Raw genomic sequence first — 24,761 nt, forward strand, 5'->3', positions numbered from 1 at the left:
CGGGCGCCGGGATGTGCGCATGCCGGGTACGGCGATGGAGTGAGAGGGCGTGACCTGTGGGTGAAATGGAGGTGGCCGGACGGGCGACCGCCGGGGGCCGATGTCAGTGGCGCCCGGCAGGATGGGTGCGCCGGTCGGTGTTCGGGGTGGGTGGAGGCAGTGATGGGTCACGGGGTGCGGTACATCGGACCGGACGAGCGGCGGGCGCGGCTCGCGTCGCGGCACCGGCTGATCGGTCCGACACGGGCTTCGAGCCCCGAGGAGGTCGCGGCCTCCCTCGTCGCGCTGCACGGCTCGGACCCGGCGACGGTGTACCTGGCCCTGGGCGCGCGCCTCACGGACGCGACGCGCACCGTGCAGGCCACCGAGCGGGCGCTGTACGAGTCCCGCTCCATGGTCCGTATGCACGGCATGCGGCACACGGTGTTCGTGTTCCCCACGGACCTGACGGCCGTCGTGCACGCCTCGACCGGCCTCGCGGTGGCCGCGCGCGAGCGCGCCTCGCTGCTTAAGGACATGGCGAAGGCGGGGGCACCGGACGCGGCCTGGCTGAAGGAGGTCGAGGAGTCGATGTTGTCCGCGCTGGCGCTGCGCGGCCAGGCGACGGCGACCGAACTGGCCGAGGATGAGCCGCGGTTGAGGGAGCGGTTCGCGTACGCGGCCGGCAAGAGCTACGAGGGCGTGCACACCGTCTCGACCCGCCTGCTGCGGGTGCTGGGCGTGGAGGGCAAGGTCGTCCGGGGCCGGCCGCTCGGCTCCTGGACGTCCGGCCAGTTCCGCTGGGCGGTCGCTCCCGAGCACCCCGAACTCGACCTGGCCCAGGCCCAGTCGACCCTCCTGTCCCACTGGCTCAGAACCTGCGGCCCGGCCACGGAGGCGGACCTGAAGTGGTGGACGGGCTGGAAGGTGACCGACGTACGCCGTGCGCTGGCGGCGATCGGAGCACGGGAGGTGTCCCTGGACGAGGGCCCCGGACACGTGGTCGCCGAGGACGTCGACCCGGTCGCGGACCCCGCGGAGCCCTGGGCGGCCCTGCTCCCCGCCCTCGACCCCACGGCGATGGGCTGGCGGCAACGGGACTGGTACCTCGCCCCCGAACTGCGCCCCCACCTCTTCGACTACAGCGGCAACGTGGGCCCGACGGTGTGGTGGAACGGCCGGGTGGTGGGCGTCTGGGCCCAGCGCCCGAACGGCGAGATCGCATGGCGGGTACTGACCCCTGGCGGGGTGGGCCGGGAGGCGGAGACGGCGATCGGGGTGGAGGCGGAGCGGTTGCGGGGGTGGGTGGGCGAGACGAGGGTGACGCCGCGATTCCGGACGCCGGTGGAGAAGGAGTTGGCGAGGTAAGGGGTTCGTCGGGTGGGGGGTTCGTGGGGTGGCCCCTCCCTTCCAGGCACCGGCCTGCATTTTTCAGCCCGTCCGGCGTTTGAGGACGAGGCCGTCCAGGCCGAAGCGGGGGCCTGGGGGCGGCAGCCCCCAGATCCGACGGCAGCGCAAGCGCGGGGTGCCGGAAAAGACACGTCACCCCGCGCAAACGCTCACCGCGTGTACCGCATCAACGCCCGCACCATGTGACACGTCGTGTCCGACGGCGGATGCACGCCGATCATCTCCGCGGCGCTCCGAATCGTCTCGTTCCGCGCCTGGTTGGGCATATACACGCCCGAGTCGAGCAGCGCGATCGCGAGCCGCATCGCCTTGAGACGACGGTTGTGCGAGACGTACCACTCACGCGGACGCCCCGGCGGCAACGGGCGCTTCTCCACCGGGTCGTAGGGCAGGTCGAGCAGGACGGGGCGCTTCGCAGTGGACTGTGTGGGCAGGGGCTTCGGCTTCAGGGCGGCAGCGGGCACAGGCATCCTCCTGTCGCGATCAGGGCGTCCACCAGGGGCCATGGCACCCCTGGCGATTCCCTCGAACACTGCTTCTATTCTACCGCCCGCCACTGACAAAAGCCCCTGGCCACAAGCCCGTTCGGGGTCCTGGCGACTCATGTGAACGGCGGTCCCAACAAGGCCTTCTGTGACTCGACTGTGACGTACGTTACGTCGGTGACTCCTGTCACCGATGAGTAACTCCTGTTCGGTATTTCGTAAGTAGCGACGAACCACCCCCTAGCTCTTCAGGAGTCGCGGATGTCGCGCAGGAGAACTCTCGGCACGAAGAAGAAGATCGCGCTGCTGGTCACCGCAGCGGCGGTGGCGGGCGGCGGCGCCTTCGCCATGGCGAGCACCTCGAACGCCTCGCAGAGCCCCAAGACCTTGTCGTCCGCGGCGGATTCGACCGTCTGCCTGGGGCTGGCCACAGCCCTCGGCAACAACCAGACGTTCATCGACGGACAGCGGGCGAATCCCGACGCGCAGTCCGAGGCGCGGATCGCCAACCGCGAGGCCGTCATCGCGCAGATCAAGGTCCAGCAGGAAGCGTCCGGTTGCACCGTTGGGGAGTCGGCTCAGGGCTCCCAGACGTCGCAGCCGCCGGCGCAGGGCGGACAGGACGACGCGGCGGCCCAGCCCTCGCAGCCCGCGGCGAGCACTCCGCCCGCGGACGACGCGGCCGGCAACGACGACGCCGCCGCCGGCACCGGACAGCAGGTGTGCAACGGCTCGACCGTGACCCTGTCCGGCGAGGCCGGTGCGCCTGCCGCCTCCAGCAACCAGTTCCCGGCGGGGACCACGCTGCGGGTCACCAACCTGGACAACAACAAGTCCACGACGGTGAAGGTGACTTCGGTCTCCGGCAGCTGCGCCCTGTTGAACAACGCGGCCTTCGAGCAGGTCCGTGAACCCGGCAAGTTCTTGATCCGACGCGCGCTGATCGAGAAGGTGGGGTGAAGCTCAACGAGAGAGGAACTCCGTGAGGCGGCGGCCGAGTTCGGCCGGTGCGGACTGCGGCAGCGCATGGTGCGAGACATCCGGAAGCACGACCGTCTCCACCCGCGGCAGCAGCGCACCCGCCCTCGCCGCCACCCGGTACGTGTCATGGGTCCTGCTGTTCCCGGCCAGGAGCAGCAGGACCGGCATGTCCAGGCCTCGCAGCGCGTCCGGCGCGGGGCGCGGACCGGTCACCGGCTTCGACACGGAGGGGAAGCCGGCGGCCGCCTCCTGAAGGCGGAGCCAGTCGGGGTCGAGGCGCACTCCCCCGCTCTCCCACTCCAGGAAGGCCCGGACCCGGCCGCCCGTCGGCCGCAGCAGCATCGGCAGGGCGTGGATCAGGTACGACGCCCGGAAGCCGGCGAAGCACTGGGTCGGGTCCAGCAGAAACAGGCTGCGCACACGCGCGGGTGCCCGCAGGGCGTAGTGGAGCGCGATCCAGCCGCCGTACGAGTGCCCGCCCAGGTCCAGCTGTTCCCCCGCCTCGATGCCGACTCCCTCGACCACCGCGTCCAGCCACTCGGCGAGGTCCGCGACCGTACGAGGATGCCGGTCGGCGGCGAGCGTGCCGCGCCCCGGGGCGCCGACCAGGTCGACGGCGTACACGCGACGGGTCGCGGCCAGTTCCGCGGCCTGGGCGTACCAGGACGCCGAGGTCGCTCCGCCACCGCCCGGGAGCAGGACGAGCGGCGGTCCGTCGTGCGGGCCGCAGGCGTTGACGTACGCCGTGCCGAAGGGCGTGGCGACGGTGATCGCCTCCCGCGGGGCCGGCCACTTGGCCATGACCTTGTCGTACGCGGCGAGGAATCTGTCGGTACCGTCCGTGTCCTTCATTCCGTTCACGTCTCCGGTCAGCGAGAGGACAACCGCAGGCTAGCCCGACTCGGCCCGCACAGCGCCCGCTTCGCGAACCGCAACGGCACGCATCCCACGGGCGTACGCGCGTTGATGGCTCTCATGGACGCCTCGCGGGCGGGTGAGGAGCTGACGGCAGGACGGCTGGATGCGGCTCTCGGGCTCAACTCGGCTGACACGACAGGTCTGTTGGACCGGTTGGAGCGGCTCGGACATGTGCGGCGGGTGCGCGGGGAGGGGGATCGGCGGAAGGTCGTGATCGAGGTGGACGTGGCGGCGGTCGAGCTCGGGTGGGCCTTCTTCGGGCCGTTGATCGGGCGGACGGTCGAGCTGCTCCAGGGGTACGACGAGCGGGAGCGGGCCGCGATCCGGGGGTTCCTGGAAGGGGTGCGGGAAGCGGCGGGCGAGGACGCCTGAAGCGGACGTCCGTGCCCAACCCCATCGCATACGAGCCGTCGTACCCCCTGCGCTCTGCGGCTGCGAACGGTCGTTACCGGCCCCGTGGGCGCCCCTGTCGCGTGAAGCGCGCCACAGAACGGCCGGGTAACACGGGGTTCACAGTCGGGCAATGATCGGGAAATCGCCTGTTGACAGGCTGCCGGGCATCGAAATGCGGCGTCGACGCGGCGTCCCAGTGCCGCAGCGCCGCAGCACCCGCAAGCGCGCAGACACATCCCCGAAGGAAGTGGCCCGTGACCTTCAAGGCTGAGTACATCTGGATCGACGGCACCCAGCCGACGGCGAAGCTCCGTTCCAAGACGAAGATCCTGGCGGACGACGCCAAGGGCGCCGAGCTCCCGATCTGGGGCTTCGACGGGTCGTCCACGAACCAGGCCGAGGGGCACTCCTCGGACCGCGTGCTCAAGCCGGTCGCCAGTTTCCCGGACCCGATCCGCGGCGGCGACGACATCCTCGTCATGTGCGAGGTCCTCAACATCGACTTCACGCCGCACGAGTCGAACACCCGGGCCCCGCTGACCGAGGTGGCCGAGAAGTTCGCCGCGCAGGAGCCGATCTTCGGCATCGAGCAGGAGTACACGTTCTTCAAGGACGGCTACCCGCTCGGCTTCCCCAAGGGCGGCTTCCCGGCCCCGCAGGGCGGCTACTACTGCGGTGTCGGCGCCGACGAGATCTTCGGCCGTGACATCGTCGAGGCCCACCTGGACAACTGCCTCAAGGCCGGCCTCGCGATCTCCGGCATCAACGCCGAGGTCATGCCCGGCCAGTGGGAGTTCCAGGTCGGCCCGGTCTCCCCGCTGGAGGTCTCCGACCACCTGTGGGTGGCCCGCTGGCTGCTCTACCGCACCGCCGAGGACTTCGGCGTCTCCGCGACCCTCGACCCGAAGCCGGTCAAGGGCGACTGGAACGGCGCGGGCGCGCACACCAACTTCTCCACCAAGGCGATGCGCGAGGGCTACGACGCGATCATCACCGCCGCCGAGTCGCTGGGCGAGGGCTCCAAGCCGCTCGACCACGTCAAGAACTACGGCGCCGGCATCGACGACCGCCTGACCGGCCTGCACGAGACCGCCCCGTGGAACGAGTACTCCTACGGCGTCTCCAACCGCGGCGCCTCGGTCCGTATCCCGTGGCAGGTCGAGAAGGACGGCAAGGGCTACATCGAGGACCGCCGCCCGAACGCCAACGTCGACCCGTACGTGGTGACGCGGCTGATCGTCGACACCTGCTGCTCGGCGCTGGAGAAGGCCGGCCAGGTCTGATCCGCCCGGGTCCGGTCGAAGGGGCGTCCACCGGCCACGGTGGACGCCCCTTCGCGTGGGCCGCTGCCCCTGGGATGCGTCCAAGCTGTGAGAGGAGGCTCCTGTTGCGGGCCTGTGTCTGCTTCAATGGGCCCATGACCGGCTTCCAGAATCACACCGCGACGGGTCGCCATGACCTGGAGCCTTTCTGGCCGTCCCGTCAGCACCACGACTTCGACCGGGTGTGTTGCCGCGCGATGAACGCGCCGGCCCTCTAAAGCCGTACCACCTGGCCTTCGGCCGGCGCGACACGAGTACGTCCCTCGACGAAACCTCTCGCGCGAAAGAGCTGATCTCTCATGGCGATCGTCCGTTCCCTCCCCACCGCCGCCGTCCCCGCCGCCACGCTCGACACCCCCGCCCCGAACGGCGTGCGCAGTCATCTGCGCGCCGTGGACCGGGACGAGGTGATCGACGTCGCGGAGTTCCTGCCGCCGGGCGCCACCTGGCTGCCCGCGCCCGCGCACACGCTGCCCACCCTGCCGGGGCAGCCGCCGATGGTCGGCTACCTCGTCCTCATCCCGGCCGACGGCCCGCACCTCGCCGCCCGCCCCGGCCTCGCCGAGGCCCCCGCCCTGCCCGAGGCACCCGAGGTGCCCGACGCCGCCGACCCGCTCGTCCGCGTCGACCCCGTGCAGCGCACGGCCGCGGTGGACGGGGTCGAACTCGACCTGACCTACCTGGAGTTCGAGCTGCTCGCCCACCTCGTGGCGTTCCCGAACCGCGTGCACACCCGCGACCAGCTCGTCACCACGGTGTGGGGGTACGGCCATGTCGGCGACGGCCGCACGGTCGACGTGCACATCGCACGGCTGCGCCGCAAGCTGGGCGCCGAGCACCGCAAGGCGATCCAGACCGTGCGCCGGGTCGGCTACAAGTACACGCCGCCGACCGGCCGCTGAGCCGCTGAGCCGTTGATCTGCTGACGGCAGAGCACCGTTCCGTCCCGCGGGCGAACCGGGCAGAGTCACCGGCATGAGACTTCTGGTGCTGGGTGGTACGGAGTTCGTGGGCCGGGCCGTCGTCGAGGCGGCCCTCGGGCGCGGCTGGGACGTGACCGTCCTCAACCGGGGACGGCAGGTACCCACGGCCGGGGTGCGGTCACTGCGAGGTGACCGCACCGCCCCCGACGGGCTCACCGCCCTCGCGGAGGGCGAATGGGACGCCGTCGTCGACACCTGGTCGGCGGCGCCCCGGGCGGTGCACGACGCCGCACGACTGCTGCGGGGCCGCGTCGGCCGGTACGTCTACGTGTCGAGCTGCTCGGTGTACGACTGGGCCCCGCCGGCCGGGTACGACGAGGACGCGCCGCTGGTAGAGGGCGCCGAGCCCGACGCGGACGCCACGGACTACGCCCGCGACAAACGGGGCGGCGAGCTCGCCGCCGTCGGGGCCTTCGGCGCGGACCACTCCGTACTCGTACGGGCCGGGCTGATCCTCGGCCCCTACGAGAACGTCGGACGGCTGCCGTGGTGGCTCGGCCGGATCGCGCGCGGCGGGCCCGTGCTGGCGCCGGGACCACGGGACCTCCCGCTCCAGTACGTCGATGCCCGCGACCTCGCGGAGTGGGTGCTCGGCGCGGTGGAGCAGGGGCTGAGCGGGCCGTACAACCTGATCAGCGCGCCGGGGCACGCGACGATGGGCGAGCTGCTGGAGGCGTGCGTCCGGGTCACGGGTTCGGCGGCCGCGCTGCGCTGGACCGAGCCGGAGGTGATCCTCGACGCCGGCATCGAGCCCTGGACGCAGCTGCCGGTCTGGGTGCCGCCGGCATCCGACATGCACGACGCGCTGCACAGCGCGGACGTCTCCCGGGCGCTGGCCACGGGGCTCTCCTGCCGCCCGGCCGGCGAGACCGTCGCCGACACCTGGGCCTGGCTGCGGTCGATCGGGCGGCACGGTACCCGTGCGCCCGGGCCGTACGCCCCCGGGTCTCGACCCGGAGGAGGAGGCGAAGGTGCTGGGGTGAAAAAGAGGGGGTGGGGCTGACACCACCCCCCTCCGGGTGGTTCGGCCCCGTGACCGGGGGCGGGGCGCTCGGCGAGACTGGCGGCATGGAGACCAAGAGCGGGAACAACAGGGCGCGGTCGGTCGCGGTGGACGGGGCCAGGGCGCTCGCGCTGGCGGTCGTGTCGCTGGCCGGGTCGCTCACGCTGTTCGTCCTGGCGTTCGTGTCGATCCTGCTCATCGTGCTGGGCGTCGGGATCGTCACGACCCCCTGGGTGCTGACCGGGGTGCGGGCCTTCGCGGACTGGCGGCGGGTGGTGGCGGCCGAGTGGTGCGGGGTGCGGATCCCGCCGGCGTACCGGCCGCTCCCCCAGGGCGCGAATCCCTGGACGCGCACCTTCGGGATGCTCCGCGATCCGGCGACCTGGCGGGACCTGCGCTGGCTGGTGGTGGACATGACCGCGGGCTTCGTGACCGCGCTGCTGCCGGCGGCACTGCTGCTGTACCCCTTCGAGGGCTTCGCGCTGGCGTTCGGGCTGTGGCGGGTCTTCACCGACGGGACGTACGTCGGCTGGTGGTACGGGTTCGTGCCGGTGAGCGGGCAGGCCTCCGCGCTGCTCGCGGGGTTGCTGGGCGCGGTCCTGCTGGTCGGCGCCTGGTTCCTCACCCCGGCCCTGCTGCGCGTCCACTTCCTGCTGACCCGCTCCGTGCTCACGTCCGGCCAGGGTGAACTCGCCGAGCGCGTACGGGTGTTGACCGAGACCCGGCAGGACGCCGTCGACACCTCCGCCGCCGAACTGCGCCGGATCGAGCGCGACCTGCACGACGGCGCGCAGGCCCGGCTGGTCGCCATGGGCATGGACCTCGGCACGATCGAGGCGCTGATCGAGAAGAACCCTGCGAAGGCACGGCAGTTGCTCGCGCAGGCCCGGCAGAACTCCGTGGACACCCTCGCCGAGCTGCGGGACCTGGTGCACGGCATCCATCCGCCGGTGCTGGCCGAGCGCGGACTGGGCGACGCCGTAAGGGCGTTGGCGCTGCGGCTGCCGGTACCGACCGATGTCACCGTGGAGTTGGCGGGGCGGGCGGAGGCGCCGGTGGAGTCGGCGGCGTACTTCGCGGTGAGCGAGATCCTCACCAACGCGGTCAAGCACGCGGACGCCGAGCGCGTCTGGGTCGACCTGCACCACACCGACGGCAGGCTGAGGATCTCGGTCACCGACAACGGAAAGGGCGGCGCGGCGGTCGGCGCCGGCTCCGGACTCGCCGGGGTGGAGCGGCGGCTGGGTACATTCGACGGCGTCCTGGCCGTCAGCAGTCCCGCGGGCGGTCCCACCATGGTGACCATGGAGATCCCTTGCGTGTTGTCCTAGCCGAAGACCTGTTCCTGCTGCGCGACGGTCTGGTCCGCATGCTGGAGGCGTACGACTTCGAGATCGCGGCGGCCGTCGAGACCGGCCCCGAGCTGGAGCGGGCGCTGGCCGAGCTGGCGCCGGACGTGGCCGTGGTCGACGTACGGCTGCCGCCCACGCACACCGACGAGGGGCTGCAGTGCGCGCTGCGGGCCCGCCGGGACAGGCCGGGGCTGCCGGTGCTCGTGCTGTCGCAGCACGTGGAGCAGCTGTACGCGCGGGAGCTGCTGGCCGACGGGACCGGCGGGGTCGGCTATCTGCTCAAGGACCGGGTGTTCGACGCGGAGCAGTTCATCGACGCGGTGCGGCGGGTCGCGGCGGGCGGCACGGCGATGGACCCGCAGGTGATCCAGCAGCTGCTGTCCCGGCGGGCCGCCGACGACCGGCCGCTGGGGCGGCTGACCCCGCGCGAGGTGGAGGTACTGGAGCTGATGGCCCAGGGCCGGTCCAACGCGGCGATCGCCGGCCAACTGGTCGTGACGGAGCGGGCGATCGCCAAACACACCTCCAACATCTTCGCCAAGCTGGATCTTGAGGTGTCGGACGACGACAACCGGCGCGTACTGGCCGTATTGGCATATCTCGACCGGGGCCGCTGACCACTTCGGGTGAGATCACGGCAACTCCTCGTAGGGTCGCGGGAGTTGAAACCCGAGTTTCCCATCAACCTCTCATTAATTTGTGAGTCGGCTGAACACCTCGGAGGCCCCTTGCGTATCAAAGGGCGCCGCTTCACTCCTGTCGGGCGCCTTGATGCCCCGCCAAGCCCGCAAGGAAGTCAGAGGAGTTCCATGGGACGCAACAATCGCAAACGCCGTACGCCGCTGGCCACCAAGGCCATAGCCGCATCGGCGGCCCTAGCGCTCGGTGGGGGCGGGCTGATCTGGGCGAACTTCTACGCCTCGGCGCACGAGTCGAACAACTCCGGCCAGAACCAGACCAAGGCCGCCAACGCCTCGTCCGTGGCCACGATCTCCTGCCCGGATGTCGGCCAGAAACTGACGAACGTGCCGCAGGCGGCACGTGACGGCGTGGCGAAGGAGCTGGCGCTCCTCGACAAGCAGATCACCGAGGCCTACGCCCGGCTCGCTTCCACCCGGCAGGCGCAGGCAGGCGACGCGAACTTCGTGCAGAACGCGATCGTCGGCCCCCTGAAGGAGAAGCGGACCGCGACCCTCAACCGGATCCGGATCGACATCCAGCGGGTGGGCGGCCAGGTCGACGCGGCCGGGCTGAGCGCGCTCGCCGCCTGCACCACCCAGGCGGCCAACCAGACCAACGCCGGCGGCGGCCAGAACAACAACAACGGCCAGAACAACGGCAACAACAACGGCCAGAACAACAACGGCGGCCAGAACAACGGCGGCCAGGCCACAGCAGCGCCGAGCGCCGGTGCGAGCGCCCCGGCGAACATCGGCGGACAGGCCGGCAACGGTCCGGTGGCCGCCGACTTCGTGGACATCACGAAGGTCGCGAACAACGTCCTGGCGAAGCCGCAGCAGCAGCGGGCGGGCTCCACCGGTACGTTCACCACCAAGTGCGGTGTGAACGCGAACAAGAACCACAACACCGACAACGTGATCGTGGCGCCCGGCGTGACCAACGGCGCACACCACCTGCACGACTACGTCGGCAACTCGAAGGTCGACGCGTTCGCCACCAACGACTCGCTGATCAAGGATTCGACCACCTGCCAGAACCAGAGCGACCTGTCGGCGTACTACTGGCCGGTCGTCCGTATCCAGAACGGTACGCAGGACTTCGACCAGAACGCGGACGGCGGTGGCAAGGAAGGCAACGTCGGCAAGATCCTGACTCCGGTCCAGGCCGAGATCAAGTACGTCGGCAGCCCGGCCAGCAAGGTCACCGCGATGCCGCAGTTCCTGCGCATCATCACCGGTGACGCCAAGACCACGACCAACGGTCTGGCCAACGCCAACGCGCACTGGAGCTGCACCGGCTTCGAGAACAAGGTGCAGCTGACGGAGCAGTACCCGATCTGCCCGAAGGGCAGCAACGTGGTGCGGCTCTTCTCCTTCCAGAGCTGCTGGGACGGCACGAACATCGACAGTGCCAACCACCGTACGCACGTGGCCTTCGCCGACAAGGCGAGCGGTGTCTGCGGCCCCGGCTTCAAGGCGATCCCGCAGCTGACGATGCGCCTCGTCTACAAGATCAACCCGCCGGTCCTGCAGAACGGTCAGGTGAAGAACGCCTACGCGGTCGACGGCTTCCCGGAGCAGCTCCACAAGGCCGCCACCGACCACGACGACTTCATCGCGGTCTTCAAGAACAACCTGGCGAACAAGATCGCCAACTGCATCAACCGCGGGCAGAAGTGCCAGTGACGATGTAGCGCACGATGCGACACCGGGCGACCGGTGATCGGTGACAGGTGAAGAAGCGGGCGGTGGGAGATTCTCCCACCGCCCGCTTCGCCGTGTGTGTCCGTGTGCGCCGGGCCGTTCAGCTGGTGTGCTTGCTGTGGTCGGTGCCGATCTCCTCGTCGCCGCCCAGCGTGCCCTGGAGAGCCTTGACCGTCTTGTCCTCGCCGACGGCGACCCACTTGCGGCCGACGAGGTAGAAACCGCCGTAGTCCTTCGCGTCGTTGATCCACTCGCGCTGGCCGCGGTCGGTGGCGAAGGTCGCGAAGACGAACTTGCCGGCGGAGGTCTTGCAGATCGCCTGCCGTACCTCGTCGGAGTCGATCTGCATGTTCGGGGTGCACTTCACCTTGGCGGCCAGGCTCTCCAGGCTGCCGGTGGCGGCGACCGGTACCTTGGCCGCCGCGTCGCTCTCGCCGGACGATCCGCAGCCCGCCAGCGCCACGGCGGCCGCGGCACCCGCCACGGCGAGCATCGGTCGGGTCAACCTCATCTGTTCCTCCGGTCGCTCTGCTGGCCCAGGGGCCCGTCCCCTTCGATACGGCTGTGAGGCGCGGTGCGCTCAAATCCAGTGTCCTCGTGGGTACGCCTGTGCGAACGTATGCCCCGTGAACCAAGACTGGGAAGATCGTGTGACCGCCGCCTGGGCCGGCTTCGACGACTACGCCGAGGAGGAGGCCGCCGATTTCCGGGCCGTGATCGACGCCCTCGTCGCCGAGCTGCCGGACGGCAGCCCGCTGGGCCCCTTCGAGCGGGCCTGCGCCTGGGACTCCACGGGCCACTCCGACCGGGCGGTGCCGCTGTACCGGGAGGCCCTGGCCCGCGGCCTGAGCGAGGTCAGCCAGTACAAGGGCCGGCGCGCCAAGATCCAACTCTCCAGTTCGCTGCGGAACATCGGCGAGGCGGAGGCGGGCGTCAAGCTGCTGACCCCCGAACTGGACGCGCCCTCCGACGAGTTGGACGACGCCGTACGGGGCTGTCTGGCGCTGTGCCTGTCCAGCCTCGGCCGCGACCGCGAGGGCCTCTCGCTGGTCCTGGGCGCGCTGGCCCCCCATCTGCCGCGCTACCAGCGGTCGATGGCGAACTACGCGCGGGCCCTGGTCGAACCGGCGGAGTAGCGGCAGTCGCTCGCGTCAGCCCCTGGTCACCCGGGCGGCGGTGACCAACCCACGATTCGCTCGTTTTGCTGAACGTGCAGCCACAGGATGTCGCCCCGCGCCCCTCAGCCTCCTCCGCCGACCCGGTCGTCGATGTCGAGCGGGCCGAGGCCGCGCTCGTCGAGCACTACCCGCGTCTGGTCCGGCTCGCCTATCTGGTGCTGCCGCCGAGCCTGGGCCGCAACCGGCGCGTGGTGACCGCGCACTCCCTCGCCCAGCGCGCGCTGCCCCGCGGCCGGGCGTCGGCGGCCGCGGTGATCCCGGCGCAGGCCAAGGGCCGGGACGGCGATCCCGGGTACGCCTTCGTCCGCCTCCAGGTGCTGCGTACGGCGCTGGAGGCGGGGCTGCCGCTGCGGTTCACAGCGCTGCCCAAGCGGTCCCAGCTGCCACCGCTGCTCCCCCAGGTGTGGGGACTGCGGCTGTTCCCGCGCTCGGGCGGCGCCGACGAACTCACCCTGGACCAGCGGCTGTCCGCGCTGTCCGGACCGGCCCGCGCCGCCTATGTGCTGCGCGGCCTGGAGCGCCTGCCCGACGGTGACGTGAGCAAGGTCCTGGCCGCCGCCGGGGTCGCCGACCCCGCGGCCGCCCTGCGCGAGGCGGACGAGGTACCGGCGCAGTACGCGCTGCTCGCCTCCCCCGAGTTCGACCCCTGCGCGCTGCACGCCCGGCCCACCGACCTGATGCGCCGCCGCCAGCACGGCAAGGCCGCCCTGGCCGCCGCCGCGGCGCTCGCCGTGTGCGGGGCGCTGCTGGGCCTGCCCGGCGACGGCTGGGCCCCCGACGGCGCCGCCGCGCCCGTGTACGCGCAGAATCCGGCCGCCGAGGCCGCCCTCGATCCGGCCAAGCTGACCAGGGTCGCGCCCACCGCCTGGGAGTCGGCCGCGCGCACCGACTTCTCCGTCTGGCCGGCCCGCGGCGACCTCACCGGAGACAAGGCACTGCTGCGCCGCGCGCTCGCCGTCTGGGCCCGCCCGGGCGAGAGCGTCCAGGTCTCCGCGACCCCGGGCACCCCGTCCGGCGGCCCGGCGGGCCCGCCCCAGCTGCTGTACGCGGGAACCGTCGACAGCGCGCACGTGGTGATCCTCTACGACGGTCTGCGCATCGCCCGCTACGCCGAGCCGGCCGACGGCACCAAGGGCGCGGCCCTTGACTTCGCGCGCGTGGACGGCGCCGACCGCGCCGAGGCGAGCGCGCTGGTGCTGGGCCGTGCCGACGGCAACGTGCGCTATCTGACGGCGCCCTGGGTGACGAAGGCCGTCGAGCGGGACCTGATGAAGCCGAACGCGGGCGCGATGGACCTCGACCCGGTCAAGGGCATCACCGCCCCGATGGCGGGACCGGCCCAGCAGACCGGCGCCTGCACCTCGTGGAACGTCCTGCAGCTGACCGACGCCACCGGCACCCGGCTGCTGACCGACCTCGGCGAGCTGATCCCGGCCCACCTCACCACGGGCCGCCCCGGCTCGGCCAAGGAGGCCTCCGGCGCCGAGGCGCTGCGCACCTGGGCGCCGTACGCCTGCTCGCTGGGCGCGGTGCGCTCGGCGGGGGTGCGCAGCGTCAACGCCTGGGCCTACGCCGACCAGTCGCTGCCCGACACGAGCGGGACCGCCCAGTGGGTGTGCACGCGCGCGGAGACCTGGCGGGGCGGCGGCACGCGCGTGCTGGCGCAGTTCCACACGCCGGGCGGGGCGTACGGGGCGGTCGCGGCGAAGGCCGAGAACGTGGCGGCGTGCGGACCGAAGGACCCGAACGTGCTGGCCGGGGTGTTGTGGAAGTCGGAGGCGGGCGGCTGGTACCTGCTGGCGGCGGGGAGCCGGGGGACTTCGTCGATCCGCGCGACGGGGGGCATCAGCGCCACCGCCCAGGGCGGCCGGCTGGCGGCCCGGGCCCAGCAGGGGGCGCAGGCCGAGCTCAAGGGCACCTTAGCGGACGGGCGGACGATCAGCGGGCTGCGGTAGAAGGCCTGTCGGGCTGGGCCGCCGAGGGGCTGGAGGGCCGACCCGCGGCCCTAGCTGACACTCGCGTCAACAAGTCCTCGCACAAGGGTTCCTCTGGGACTTACTCGTCAGTACATTGACGCCATGTCTAACACGCCGCTCAAGGCCCGGAACGTGTCGTTCTCCTGGGAGGACACGCCCCTGCACTGGGTGCCGGGCGATCCGTACACCACGCACACCATCAACGTGCTGCATCTGCTGCTGCCGGCCGGTGAGCGCTGGTTCGTGCATGTGTACAAGCAGGTGCTGCCCTACATCCGGGACGAGCGGCTGCGCGAGGACGTCATCGGGTTCATCGGGCAGGAGGCGATGCACTCGCAGGCGCACGACGAGGTGCTGCCCCATCTGCGGGCGCAGGGGCTCGATCCGACGCCGTACACCGCGCAGGTCGACTGGCTCTTCGAGAAGATGCTGGGCGACCGGACGCTGCCGCCGGGCCGGGCCCGCACGTGGTGGCTCCTTGAGCGGGTCGCGATCATCGCGGCGATAGAGCACTACACCGCGTTCCTCGGCGACTGGGTGCTGAACGCCGAGGAGTTGGACCGGCGCGGCGCCGACCCGACCATGCTGGACCTGCTGCGCTGGCACGGCGCGGAGGAGGTCGAGCACCGGTCCGTCGCCTTCGACCTGTTCATGCACGTCGACGGGGACTACCGGCGCCGGGCCCGGACCTGGGCCACGGCGTTCGGGGCGCTGGTGTTCCTGTGGCAGCGCGGGATCCGCTTCTTCATGGCCAACGACCCGACGCTCGTGGACGGCAGGGCCTCCTTCAAGGAGTTCTACCGGTGCGGCAAACGCGGCACCCTGCCCGCGACCGGGGACGTGCTGCGGTCCGTGCCGCGCTATCTCAGCCGCGCCTACCACCCCTCCCAGGAGGGCTCCACCGAGCAGGCGCTCGCCTATCTGGCCTCCTCCCCCGCGGCCACGGCGGCCGAGAAGAGGGCCGTGTGATGCCGAAGCCGCTCGGTGTCGCGGTCGTCGCGGGGACCGCCCTGCTCGTACGGCGGGCGATGCGCCGCCGGATCCAGGCCTCGCCGCTGTGGCCGATGCCGGCGCTTGAACGGCCGGTCTCCGGGCAGCCGCGCACGCGGGTGCTCAGGCTGCTGGTCGCCGGGCACGAGACGGTGGCCGACGGGGTCGTCCAACTGCGCCTTGAGGGACGGGACTTGCCGCGGTGGGAGCCCGGCGCGCATCTCGACCTGGTGCTGCCGTCGGGGCTGGTGCGGCAGTACTCGCTGTGCGGCGATCCGGCCGACACCTCGTCGTACACCGTCGCCACCCGGCTGGTCGAGGACGGGCGGGGCGGTTCGCGCGAGGTGCACGAACAGGTGTGGGAGGGCATGGAGTTGGAGGTGCGGGGGCCGCGGAACCGCTTCCCGCTCGTCGACGCCCCGGCCCATGTCTTCGTGGCCGGCGGCATCGGGATCACGCCCGTGCTGCCGATGCTGCGGGCGCTCGGGGACGGCGCCGACTGGCGGCTGCTGTACTGCGGGCGGACACGGGAGTCGATGCCGTTCCTGGCCGAGATCGAGAAGCTGGGCGGGGGCGGCCGGGTCACCGTCGTCGCCGAGGACGAGGCCGGACTGCCGGACCTGGACGGGCTGTTGGCCGAAATCCCCGAGGACTCAGCCGTCTACTGCTGCGGTCCCGAGGGGCTGATGGCGGCCGTGGCCGAGCGGATCCCGCGGGTCCACCTGGAGCGTTTCTCGCCCCTTGTCGCCGGCGACGGCAACAGCGCCTTCGAGGTCGAACTCCGGCGCAGCGGACGGACGTTGACCGTGCCCGCCGACTCGACCGTGCTGGCCGCGGTGCGCGCCGAGCTGCCCGACACGGCGTACTCCTGCGCGCAGGGTTTCTGCGGAACCTGTCAACAGCGGGTGCTGGAAGGGGAGGTGGACCATCGGGACGAGTTGCTGACGGACGCGGAGCGGGCCGACTCGATGCTCATCTGCGTGTCGCGTGCGCGAAGTGATCGTCTCGTGTTGGATATGTGAGCATGCCCGGCCGGACCGGCCCGTTCCCGGCTGGATCCGATCGGTAAGGTGTTCGCATGACTACCGGGGTACGCCGCAGAATGGGAGTAGAGGAGCGGCGGCAGCAGTTGATCGGCGTCGCCCTCGAACTGTTCAGCCAACGCTCGCCCGACGATGTGTCCATCGACGAGATAGCTTCGGCCGCGGGCATCTCGCGCCCGCTCGTCTATCACTACTTCCCCGGCAAACTCAGCCTGTACGAGGCCGCGCTGAAGCGGGCTTCGGAGGATCTGGCGGCCCGTTTCGCCGAACCGCAGGAGGGTCCGCTCGGCAATCGGCTGCTGCGGGTGATGCGCCGCTTCTTCGACTTCGTGGACGACCACGGGCCGGGCTTCTCGGCGTTGATGCGCGGTGGTCCGGCCGTCGGTTCGTCGGCGACGAACGCGCTCGTCGACTCCGTACGGCAGGCCGCGTACGAACAGATCCTGTCGCATCTGGGCGTCGAGGAGCCGCCCGCGCGGCTGGAACTGGTCGTCCGTTCCTGGATATCGCTCGCCGAGTCGACCGCGCTGATCTGGCTGGACGGCCGGCGCATTCCGCGCGGTGAGCTGGAGGCGCAGCTCGTGCACGACTTCGCGGCGCTGGCCGCGGTGAGTGCGGCCTACGACGAGGAAATGGCCGGGCTGGTACGGGAGATGGCCCTGGGCGAGCCGGCCGACAGCCCTTTCACGGAGCTTGCCACCCGGCTCATCGCCCTGGCTTCCTGAACCGGCTCAGCGCTCGAACTTGCGGTAGGAGGCGTCGAGTTCGCGCACCTCGGCGGAGGCGTGCAGCACGAACCCGTCGTCCTCGATGTACTTGCGCAGCAGTTCCAGGACGGCCTCCGTCAGCTTCGCCTTGGTCTCGTCGGTGCGCCCGGCGAGCAGGCCGATGGTGACGTGGATGACCGCGTGCCCGGCGTCCAGCGGGTCCTCGTAGCCGAACGCGGTGACGGTGCTCTCCCGGAACTGCGTCTTGCACGCCTCGGGCTTGGCGGCCGCGATCTCGACCGTCGCGGCGTGCAGGTCCCGGGCGAATCCCTCCTGGTCGAAGAAGAGGGCGGCCGAGTGGTCGACGGTGATCTGCGGCATGGGTACTCCCCGTTCTCAGGTGTCGGACCCACCCTATTTGGTCAGCCGCAGGGCCAGCATGGCGATGTCGTCCTCGCGGTCGTGGCCGAAGGAGGCCAGCAGGGTGTCGCAGAGGGCGTCCAGGCCCGGCAGGGCGCCGGTGGCGGCGGCCCGGAGCTGTTCCATCGAGACCTCCAGGTCGACGCCCCGGGTCTCGATCAGGCCGTCGGTGACCATGAGGAGCCGGTCACCGCGCTCCAGGAACAGCTCGGTGGGCGTCGGATGGGGCAGCCCGAGGCCGAGCAGCGGGCCCGAGGCCTTGGCGTACTCGGCGCTGCCGCTGTCCCGCAGGATCAGCGGCGGGATGTGCCCGGCGTTGGCGATCCGGATGCGTCCGGTGCCGGGGTCGAGCTGGACCAGGCAGACGGTGGCCGTGAGCTCGGGGTGGTAGCGGCGCAGCATCCGGTCCAGGCGCTCGGCGAGCACGGCCGGGTCGCTCTCCTCGACGCAGTAGGCGCGCAGCGCGTGCCGTATCTCGACCATCACGGTCGCCGCGTCCAGCGAGTGGCCGACGACATCGCCGACCGCGGCGAGCACACCGTCGTCCAGGCGCAGCGCGGCGTAGAAGTCGCCGCCGATCTCGGTCTCCCGGGAGGCGGGCACGTACCGCACGGAGACGTTGATGCCCGGCAGCTCGGGCAGCTTGTGCGGGCGGGGCAGGAAGCTGTGCTGGAGGGTGAGGGCGACATGCCGCTCGACCTGGTACATGAGCAGCGGTTCGGCGGCCAGCGCGGTGGCCTGGGCCAGCTGGGCCAGCAGGGCCTCGCCGTCGGGGCCCAGGCGGCGCATCCCGCGCGCGGGCGCGGCCAGGCAGACCGGGGCCCGGCCGTCCTGGGTGAGGACCAGCGCGAGGCGCGCGTCGTGCTGCACACCTGGCCGGAAAAAGCCGGTCGGCCACAGCGGGGCGGGCACGGTGGTCAGCTGCAGGTCGGACTGGCCCCGGGTGAGCCGGCGCAGCAGCGTGGACACGGCCCGGTGGGCGCCCTCGTCGGGCAGCGCGACGGCGGTGCGGTCCCGCGACAGGCCGCGGTAGAGCCGGTCGTCCTGGTCGAGGACGAAGACGGCGGCCGGGGTGCCGGTCAGCCGGGCCGCGCCGTCGGCCGCCGCGTCGGCGAGTTCCTGCGGGGTGCGCGCCGACTGGATGGCGACGATCGTCTCCGACTGCAGCGTCAGCCGCCGCACCAGCGCCTGGTTGTCGGCCCGCAACCGGGCGGAGCGCACGGCGGCCCGGACCACGGCCTCGATCTCCTCCGGCTCGGCCGGCACCGTCAGATACGCCTCGTCGCCGGTGTCCAGCCCCTGGCAGCGAACGGCCGGGGCCACCAGCGCGGCCGAGAAGTGCACGACGGGAATGCCCGCCGTGTACGGCTGCTCCTTGAAGCGGCGGCACAGCTCGAAGCCGCTCATGTCCGGCAGGCCCACGTCCACCAGGGCCACATCGGGCAGGGTGCCCTTGCGCTGCCGTTCGGCCAGTTCGTCGAGGGCCTCGCCGGCGCTGGCCACGGCGACGACCCGGTGGCCGGCCCGGCTCAGCACCGAGCCCATGGCGTACCGGCTGGCGGCCACATCGTCCACCACCATGACCGTCGTACCTGTCGGCTTCTCGTCGACGTCCATCTGCCCCGCCCTGGACCCGTACCGTGGGGCAGACCCGGGTTCGAGGTCTGCCCCACCAAGGTAATGCCCTTATCGCGGGCTGCGGGAGAATACGGTCACGGTTCGGGCAGGAACGGTGAACGTGCCCGAATCCCGCTCGTAGCCGGCGGCCTTCACCACCGCGTCCGCCCCCGCCGCCTGCACCGGGTGCAGCCGGTAGCCGGTGCCGGCCAGCGCGCCGACCCGCTGCTCCTGCGCCTTCGGTGTCGCGTTGAACACGACCACGAGATCACCGAGTTCCATAGTGATCACGCCGGGCGTCTCGTCCTTCCCGGACAGCGGGAAGGACAGCTTCGCCCGCACCTGTCCGGCCGTGCCGAGCGAGAAGACGCTCTCCGTCGTACGGATCTTCAGCAGATCCCGGTACGCCGCCGAGGCGCCCTCGATCTGCGCGCAGCCGACCTCGACCGTGCTCAACAGAGGCTTCGCGTACGGCCACTTGGACGCGTTGTCGGCCGCCATCGGCAGCCCCCGCCCGAAGCCGTTGCCGTCCGCGCAGTTCCAGTGGATCGCGTTGAACCAGTCGCCGCTGTCGAAGGAGTTGCGGTCCAGGGACTTGGAGCGCAGCAGGTCGGTGCCGGCCTGGGAGAGGGAAGGACCCTGCGAGAGGGTGGCCGTCGCCATCGCCAGGACCTGCATACGGGCCCGGTCGGCGGCGCTCGTCGAGGCGGGCAGCTTGTAGGTGAGGGCGTCGAAGAGGGACTCGTTGTCGTGCGCGTCGGCGTAGGCGAGGGCGTCGCCGGGAGCGTCCGCGTAGCCGGCGGGCTGGCCGTTGTAGTCGACCTGGGCGCCGGTGACCTCCTTGCCGTCGGTGTCGGTGAAGGTGAAGGCCTTCAGGTTGCCGGACAGGCCGACCTTGATCAGGTCCTGGTAGTGCAGCAGGCGGGCCTTCTGCTCGGCCAAAGTGCCGTTGTTCGTGGAGGAGTTGGGGTCGGTGTAGAGCCCGGAGGCGAACCCTTGGACGCCCGGGTCCTCGTCGAAGGGCCCGCCGCCGCGCACCGCGTCATGGGCCCGGTCGGAGAAGGTGGCGATGCCGGTCCCGGCCATGTTCTTCTGGGTGGCCTGCACGAAGCGGGCGTCGTCGGCGACCTCGCCGAAGTTCCAGCCCTCGCCGTAGAGGATGATCTTCTTGCCGTCAACGCCGTCCTTGGCGGGGGTCAGCGCGTCCAACGCCTTGCGCACGGCGAGGATGTTGGCCTTCGGCTGATGCCCCATCAGGTCGAAGCGGAAGCCGTCGACCTTGTACTCCCTGGCCCAGGTGACGATCGAGTCGACGACCAGCTTGCCCATCATCGCGTTCTCGGTCGCGGTATTGGCGCAGCAGGTGCTGTTGGCCACGCTGCCGTCGGCGAGCAGCCGCTGGTAGTAGCCCGGCACGACCTTGTCCAGGACGCTGGTGTCCGCCTGTCCGGCCGCCGCCGTGTGGTTGTAGACGACGTCCATGACGACCCGCAGACCGTCCTCGTTCAGCGACTTGACCATCTGCCGGAACTGCACGGTGCGGGCCGTGCCGTCCGGGTCGGTGGCGTACGAGCCCTCGGGGACCGTGTAGTGGTACGGGTCGTAGCCCCAGTTGTAGGCGTCCTTCGCGGCCGACTTCGCCACGCACGCCTGCTGCTGGTCGGAGTCGGCCGGGTAGGAGGCGAGGTCGCAGTCGGGGCTCGCCTGGTCCGCCCTCTTCTCGGGGATGGTGGCGATGTCGAAGGCGGGCAGCAGATGCACGTAGGACGTGCCCGCCTTCGCCAGCTCGCGCAGGTGCTTCGAGCCGTCGCCGCCCTTGTCGGTGAAGGCCAGGTAGCTGCCCCGGTCCTTGGCCGGCACGGTCGCATCCGCGACGGAGAAGTCCCGGACGTGCAGCTCCTGGATCTGGGCGTCCTTCAGCGGCACGGCCTTGGGCTTGGTGTACGTCGACCAGCCGCCCGGCGCCAGGGATCTGTCGGCCAGGTCGACGACGAGGCTGCGCTCGGAGTTCGCGGTGAGGGCGACCGAGTAGGGGTCGGTGACCTTGTTGGTGATGACCTGCCGGACCGTCGGCGCCCACACCTTCACGACGTACCGATAGGGCTTGTTCTTCCAGGACTTGGGTCCGGTGACGGACCAGACACCGGTGGCGTCGTCACGCTTCATCGCCTTCATCGAGCCGTCGAGCTCCAGCGCCACGCTCTGCGCGGTCGGCGCCCAGACGGCCAGCGTGGGACGGCCCTTGTGGAAGGCCGGGCCCAACTCGGCCTTCGTGGCAGCGGGGTAGAGGTCGTCCAGTATGCCGGCGATCTGCACGCCGGTAGCCGCCAGCACGGCCCCGTTCGCGGCGCGTTGGGAGGCGACGAGCTGGCCGTCGAGGGCGCCGCGCACCCGGTCGCGGTCGCGAGGGTCGACCGACCAGGCCGTGTAGTCCTTCAGGTGCGGGAACTTGGCCTTCTGGGCGTCGGTGAGGGTGGTCTTCGTCAGCCGCAGCCAGCGCTCGTCGTCGCTGGTCAGCGTCCCGTCCTGGACGGCGATCGAGCCGTCGTGGGAGTACAGGAGCTGGGTGGAGGCGGCCGCGTCGGAGCCGTTCCAGGCGACCGTGTCCCGGTCGATCCAGACCGCCTTGGAGGTGGTCAGGTCGAGGGCGGCCGCTGAGCCCGCCGGCTGGGGCAGGAGGTACTTCTCCTGGCCGTTCAAGAGCCACACCTCGTGGCCGTCGCCCTTGAGGTCCAGCGACTGGTCGGTGGGAAGGTCCTTCTCGTCGCCCTTGTGGAGGATGTAACTGAGGCTGGTGGCACCGGCGTTGAGCGGCACCTCGAAGACAGCGCCATAGGCGTCAGTCTTCACCGGCCGCAGCGGGCTCGACCAGTCGGTGGGGTCGGCGGCGCCGGTCCAGACGTGCAGACCCCAGTCGTCGTAGTTCCCGTCGGCGCGGTGGTAGTGCAGGACCGCCTTGGTCTCGTCCTGCGCCGGGTAGTCGGGCCGCGTGGTCCGCACGGCCTCCTTGCCCTGCTCGATCCAGACCTCGCCGGTCGTGGTGACGTCGATCGAGCGGTCGGCGGAGACGTCCTTGTCGCCGTCCTTGTCGATGACGAGGAAGCCGACGTTCGAGGCGCCGGGCTTCAACTTGACGTAGGCGAAGGCCCCGTAGGCGTCCCGGCCGACGAAGGGGTGGCTGTCCGGCCAGGTCGTCGACTCTCCGTCGGCGAGGTCGCCCCAGGCGTACAGGCCCCAGTCGGTGTAGTCGCCGTCGGTGCGCTTGTAGTGGACGATCGCGTAGTCGCGGGAGGAGGCGGAGGGGGGCTCTTCGACGGGCGGGGTGCCGGAGGTGGAGGCTGCCGTCGCGCTCGCCGTGCGTCCGGTCGAGTCGACGACAACCGCCTTGTAGCGCAGGGCTGTTCCGGCCGGTACGTCCTTGCCGACGGTCTGGGTCACCTTGTACGGGGCGTGGTCGGCGGAGCCCAGCGTGCGCCACTTGCCGTTGCCGGTCTGGGCGGCGAAGACGACCCGGTTGAGCCCGCCGCCGGTGACGTCGGCGGAGAGTTCGACCGTGCCGGTGGCGCCGGCCTCGGGGGCCTTGAGGGTGATCGTCGGCGCGTTGGCCGGCTTGGCGGGCCTGCCGGTCGCCTTGAGGACGATCGCAGAACCGGCCGGGACGGTGACGGTGATCCGCTTGTCCGCGTCGGAGGTGACCGTGGCCGACGTGCCGTAGATCCCACGGAAGTTCATGGACGCCGAGCCGGTCGCGAAGCCGGCCGACTTCGCCTCGCCCGCGTTGTTGAAGGCGACGACGTACTCGGTCCTGTCGGCGCCCGTGCCGTTGCGGGAGAAGGCGTAGATACCGGAGCCGTCGGCCGCGTAACGCTCGGTCTGGACGCCGTCGGTGAGCGCGGGGTTCGCCTTGCGCAGCTTGCTGAGAGCGCTGATCTGCTCGTAGAGCGGTGCGCTCGTGGCGTAGGCGTCGCTCGCGTGGGTGCGGTCGGTGCCGATCTCGTCGTCGTCGAGGTAGTCGGCGACCTTCGAGGCGAACATCGTCTGGCGGGCGTCCTTGTCGCCGCCGGAGCCGGTGAAGCCCTGCTCGTCGCCGTAGTAGACGACCGGGTTGCCGCGGCTGAGGAACATCAGCTCGTTGGCGAGCCTGTCCTTGGCGAGGATCTCGGCGTCGGTGGCCTGCGGGTTGTCCTGCTTGAGGAAGTACCCGACACGGCCCATGTCGTGGTTGCCGAGGAAGGTGACCTGCTCGTAGGCGTTGGCCTTGTCGGTCGTGTACTTGTAGTCGTCGCCGAAGACCGCCGCCAGCTTCCGCGCGCTGCCGCCCTGGGAGGCGTAGGAGCGGGCCGCGTCCTGGAAGGGGAAGTCGAGCGTGGCGTCGAGGCGGCCCTGGGTGACGTACGGGGAAGTGATCGACGTGTCGGCGGAGTAGACCTCGCCGAACATGAAGAAGTCCTTACGGCCGTGCTGGGCCGCGTAGGTGTCGAGCGCGGTCGCCCACTGCGTCCAGAACTCCATGTTCACGTGCTTCACGGTGTCGATCCGGAAGCCGTCGACGCCGAAGTCGCGTACCCAGCGCTGGTAGATCCTCTCCATGCCGCTGACGACCTCGGGCCGTTCGGTCCACAGGTCGTCGAGACCGGAGAAGTCGCCGTAGGTGGCGTTCTCGCCGGCGTAGGTCGAGTCGCCGCGGTTGTGGTACATCGTCGGGTCGTTGAGCCAGGACGGGACCTTGACGTTCTTCTTCGCGGCGGGGACGGACGGCGTCCGCGGGAAGGAACCGGCGTCCACGGCGGGGAACTTCGACTTCCCGTCGGCGTAATCGGCGTCGTCGAAGGGCTCGCCGTCCTTGGTCAGGTACGGGAAGGCGCCCTTGGAGAGGTAGTCGTAGGACTTCTCCTCGTAGTCGACGACGTCCGCGGTGTGGTTGGTGATGACGTCGAAGAAGACCTTCATGCCCTTGGCGTGCGCCTTGGAGATGAGGGTCGTCAGGTCCTGGTTGGTGCCGAAGTGCGGGTCGACCTTCGTGAAGTCCGTTATCCAGTAGCCGTGGTAGCCGGCGGACGCGTCACTGCCGGTCCCCTGCACGGGCTGGTTCTTGAAGATCGGGGCCATCCAGATGGCGGTGGTGCCCAGGCCCTTGATGTAGTTGAGCTTCTTCGTCAGGCCCTTGAGGTCGCCGCCCTGGTAGAAGCCCTTGTCGGTGGGGTCGTAGCCGGTGCTGAGGCGTGAACCCGTGAGTCCGCCGCGGTCGTTGGCCGTGTCGCCGTTGGCGAAGCGGTCCGGCATGACGAAGTAGAACTGCTCGCGGGTGTCGTCGTGCCGGGCGGGCTCGGCGGCCAGCTTCGCGTCGGACGGGGGCGCGGGCGGGGGGTCGGCGTGCGCGGCGAGCGGCTGCACCAGCGCGAGGGCTAGGGCGGCGACGGCGACGGCCGCGACGCGTCTGACAGGTATCACCGGTGTGAACTCCTTGCGATGACGGCTCAGGCGGGTCCGACCCCGGCGTGACCGTATCGCCGACGCAAGGGTTGCAGCAATAGGCGTGAAAGCTGCGGAAAGAACTTTCAGCGCGGGCGGAGGATTTTCCTGCGAACTTCTCCGAACAAAACCGCCGCACCGCGCATCG

18 protein-coding genes and 2 pseudogenes are annotated in these 24,761 nt (G+C 70.9%); 14 read left to right on the top strand and 6 right to left on the bottom strand.

All coding sequences use genetic code 11. The annotated features are described in order from the left end of the window. The first annotated feature begins 162 nt into the window (after nt 1–162). A complete protein-coding gene (locus tag ACIQI8_RS12180) occupies nt 163–1,347 on the top strand; it encodes a winged helix DNA-binding domain-containing protein (RefSeq protein WP_402347902.1) in 1,185 nt (394 codons plus the stop codon). Between the two features lie 191 nt (nt 1,348–1,538). Here ACIQI8_RS12180 and ACIQI8_RS12185 read toward each other — a convergent pair whose 3' ends face one another. Further along, nucleotides 1,539–1,853, bottom strand: coding sequence for a hypothetical protein (locus ACIQI8_RS12185; protein ID WP_402347905.1), 315 nt, complete (start codon nt 1,851–1,853; stop codon nt 1,539–1,541). A gap of 282 nt (nt 1,854–2,135) precedes the next feature. Here ACIQI8_RS12185 and ACIQI8_RS12190 point away from each other — a divergent pair, with 282 nt between their 5' ends. After that, nucleotides 2,136–2,834: a hypothetical protein gene (locus ACIQI8_RS12190; RefSeq protein ID WP_402347908.1), complete on the top strand. Its 699-nt coding sequence runs from the start codon at nt 2,136–2,138 to the stop codon at nt 2,832–2,834. Nucleotides 2,835–2,837: 3 nt separating this feature from the next. Here ACIQI8_RS12190 and ACIQI8_RS12195 read toward each other — a convergent pair whose 3' ends face one another. After that, nucleotides 2,838–3,707: an alpha/beta fold hydrolase gene (locus tag ACIQI8_RS12195; RefSeq protein ID WP_402347911.1), complete on the bottom strand. Its 870-nt coding sequence runs from the start codon at nt 3,705–3,707 to the stop codon at nt 2,838–2,840. 48 nt (nt 3,708–3,755) lie between these two features. On the opposite strand from ACIQI8_RS12195, the pseudogene ACIQI8_RS12200 reads away from it, so the two are divergent. From ACIQI8_RS12200 to ACIQI8_RS12230, 7 genes and pseudogenes are all read left to right on the top strand, one after another. Continuing rightward, a pseudogene (locus ACIQI8_RS12200) lies at nt 3,756–4,145 on the top strand (MarR family winged helix-turn-helix transcriptional regulator); the annotation flags it as partial. Nucleotides 4,146–4,420: 275 nt separating this feature from the next. After that, a complete protein-coding gene (gene glnII, locus ACIQI8_RS12205) occupies nt 4,421–5,449 on the top strand; it encodes a glutamine synthetase (RefSeq protein WP_402347914.1) in 1,029 nt (342 codons plus the stop codon). 338 nt (nt 5,450–5,787) lie between these two features. After that, nucleotides 5,788–6,390 carry a winged helix-turn-helix domain-containing protein gene (locus tag ACIQI8_RS12210; RefSeq protein WP_402347917.1) on the top strand — a complete coding sequence of 201 codons (603 nt, stop codon included), beginning with the start codon at nt 5,788–5,790 and terminating at the stop codon, nt 6,388–6,390. Nucleotides 6,391–6,463: 73 nt separating this feature from the next. Further along, nucleotides 6,464–7,454: pseudogene (locus ACIQI8_RS12215) on the top strand (SDR family oxidoreductase). 85 nt (nt 7,455–7,539) lie between these two features. Then, nucleotides 7,540–8,805, top strand: a complete 1,266-nt coding sequence (locus ACIQI8_RS12220; RefSeq protein WP_402347920.1) for a sensor histidine kinase — start codon at nt 7,540–7,542, stop codon at nt 8,803–8,805. Then, complete coding sequence (locus tag ACIQI8_RS12225; protein WP_402347923.1) at nt 8,790–9,443, top strand: LuxR C-terminal-related transcriptional regulator; 654 nt, start codon at nt 8,790–8,792, stop codon at nt 9,441–9,443. The genes ACIQI8_RS12220 and ACIQI8_RS12225 overlap by 16 nt, the downstream gene beginning before the upstream one ends. 192 nt (nt 9,444–9,635) lie before the next feature. Next, nucleotides 9,636–11,192 carry a DUF1996 domain-containing protein gene (locus ACIQI8_RS12230; protein ID WP_402347925.1) on the top strand — a complete coding sequence of 519 codons (1,557 nt, stop codon included), beginning with the start codon at nt 9,636–9,638 and terminating at the stop codon, nt 11,190–11,192. Nucleotides 11,193–11,310: 118 nt separating this feature from the next. On the opposite strand, the gene ACIQI8_RS12235 is transcribed toward ACIQI8_RS12230, so the two are convergent. Beyond that, a complete protein-coding gene (locus tag ACIQI8_RS12235; RefSeq protein WP_402347928.1) occupies nt 11,311–11,721 on the bottom strand; it encodes a hypothetical protein in 411 nt (136 codons plus the stop codon). A 115-nt stretch (nt 11,722–11,836) separates the two neighbouring features. On the opposite strand from ACIQI8_RS12235, the gene ACIQI8_RS12240 reads away from it, so the two are divergent. The 5 genes from ACIQI8_RS12240 (at nt 11,837) to ACIQI8_RS12260 (ending at nt 17,122) form a co-directional block, all read left to right on the top strand. After that, nucleotides 11,837–12,346, top strand: coding sequence for a tetratricopeptide repeat protein (locus tag ACIQI8_RS12240; RefSeq protein ID WP_402347931.1), 510 nt, complete (start codon nt 11,837–11,839; stop codon nt 12,344–12,346). 74 nt (nt 12,347–12,420) lie between these two features. After that, complete coding sequence (locus ACIQI8_RS12245) at nt 12,421–14,343, top strand: hypothetical protein (RefSeq protein ID WP_402347934.1); 1,923 nt, start codon at nt 12,421–12,423, stop codon at nt 14,341–14,343. A 123-nt stretch (nt 14,344–14,466) separates the two neighbouring features. After that, on the top strand, nt 14,467–15,333 hold the full coding sequence (locus tag ACIQI8_RS12250; RefSeq protein WP_402347937.1) for a metal-dependent hydrolase: 867 nt from the start codon (nt 14,467–14,469) through the stop codon (nt 15,331–15,333). Next, a complete protein-coding gene (locus ACIQI8_RS12255) occupies nt 15,333–16,376 on the top strand; it encodes a PDR/VanB family oxidoreductase (RefSeq protein ID WP_402347939.1) in 1,044 nt (347 codons plus the stop codon). The genes ACIQI8_RS12250 and ACIQI8_RS12255 overlap by 1 nt, the downstream gene beginning before the upstream one ends. A gap of 56 nt (nt 16,377–16,432) precedes the next feature. Continuing rightward, nucleotides 16,433–17,122 (top strand): TetR/AcrR family transcriptional regulator, encoded by a 690-nt coding sequence (locus tag ACIQI8_RS12260; RefSeq protein ID WP_402347942.1) that lies wholly within the window; start codon nt 16,433–16,435, stop codon nt 17,120–17,122. Between the two features lie 6 nt (nt 17,123–17,128). On the opposite strand, the gene ACIQI8_RS12265 is transcribed toward ACIQI8_RS12260, so the two are convergent. From ACIQI8_RS12265 to pulA, 3 genes are all read right to left on the bottom strand, one after another. Beyond that, nucleotides 17,129–17,485: an isomerase gene (locus tag ACIQI8_RS12265; protein WP_124004138.1), complete on the bottom strand. Its 357-nt coding sequence runs from the start codon at nt 17,483–17,485 to the stop codon at nt 17,129–17,131. A gap of 33 nt (nt 17,486–17,518) precedes the next feature. Then, complete coding sequence (locus ACIQI8_RS12270; protein ID WP_402347945.1) at nt 17,519–19,141, bottom strand: SpoIIE family protein phosphatase; 1,623 nt, start codon at nt 19,139–19,141, stop codon at nt 17,519–17,521. A 69-nt stretch (nt 19,142–19,210) separates the two neighbouring features. Next, on the bottom strand, nt 19,211–24,592 hold the full coding sequence (gene pulA, locus ACIQI8_RS12275; RefSeq protein ID WP_402347948.1) for a pullulanase-type alpha-1,6-glucosidase: 5,382 nt from the start codon (nt 24,590–24,592) through the stop codon (nt 19,211–19,213). Nucleotides 24,593–24,761: the final 169 nt, after the last annotated feature.

Source organism: Streptomyces sp. NPDC092369 (genome assembly GCF_044755245.1).
GTDB lineage: Bacteria > Actinomycetota > Actinomycetes > Streptomycetales > Streptomycetaceae > Streptomyces.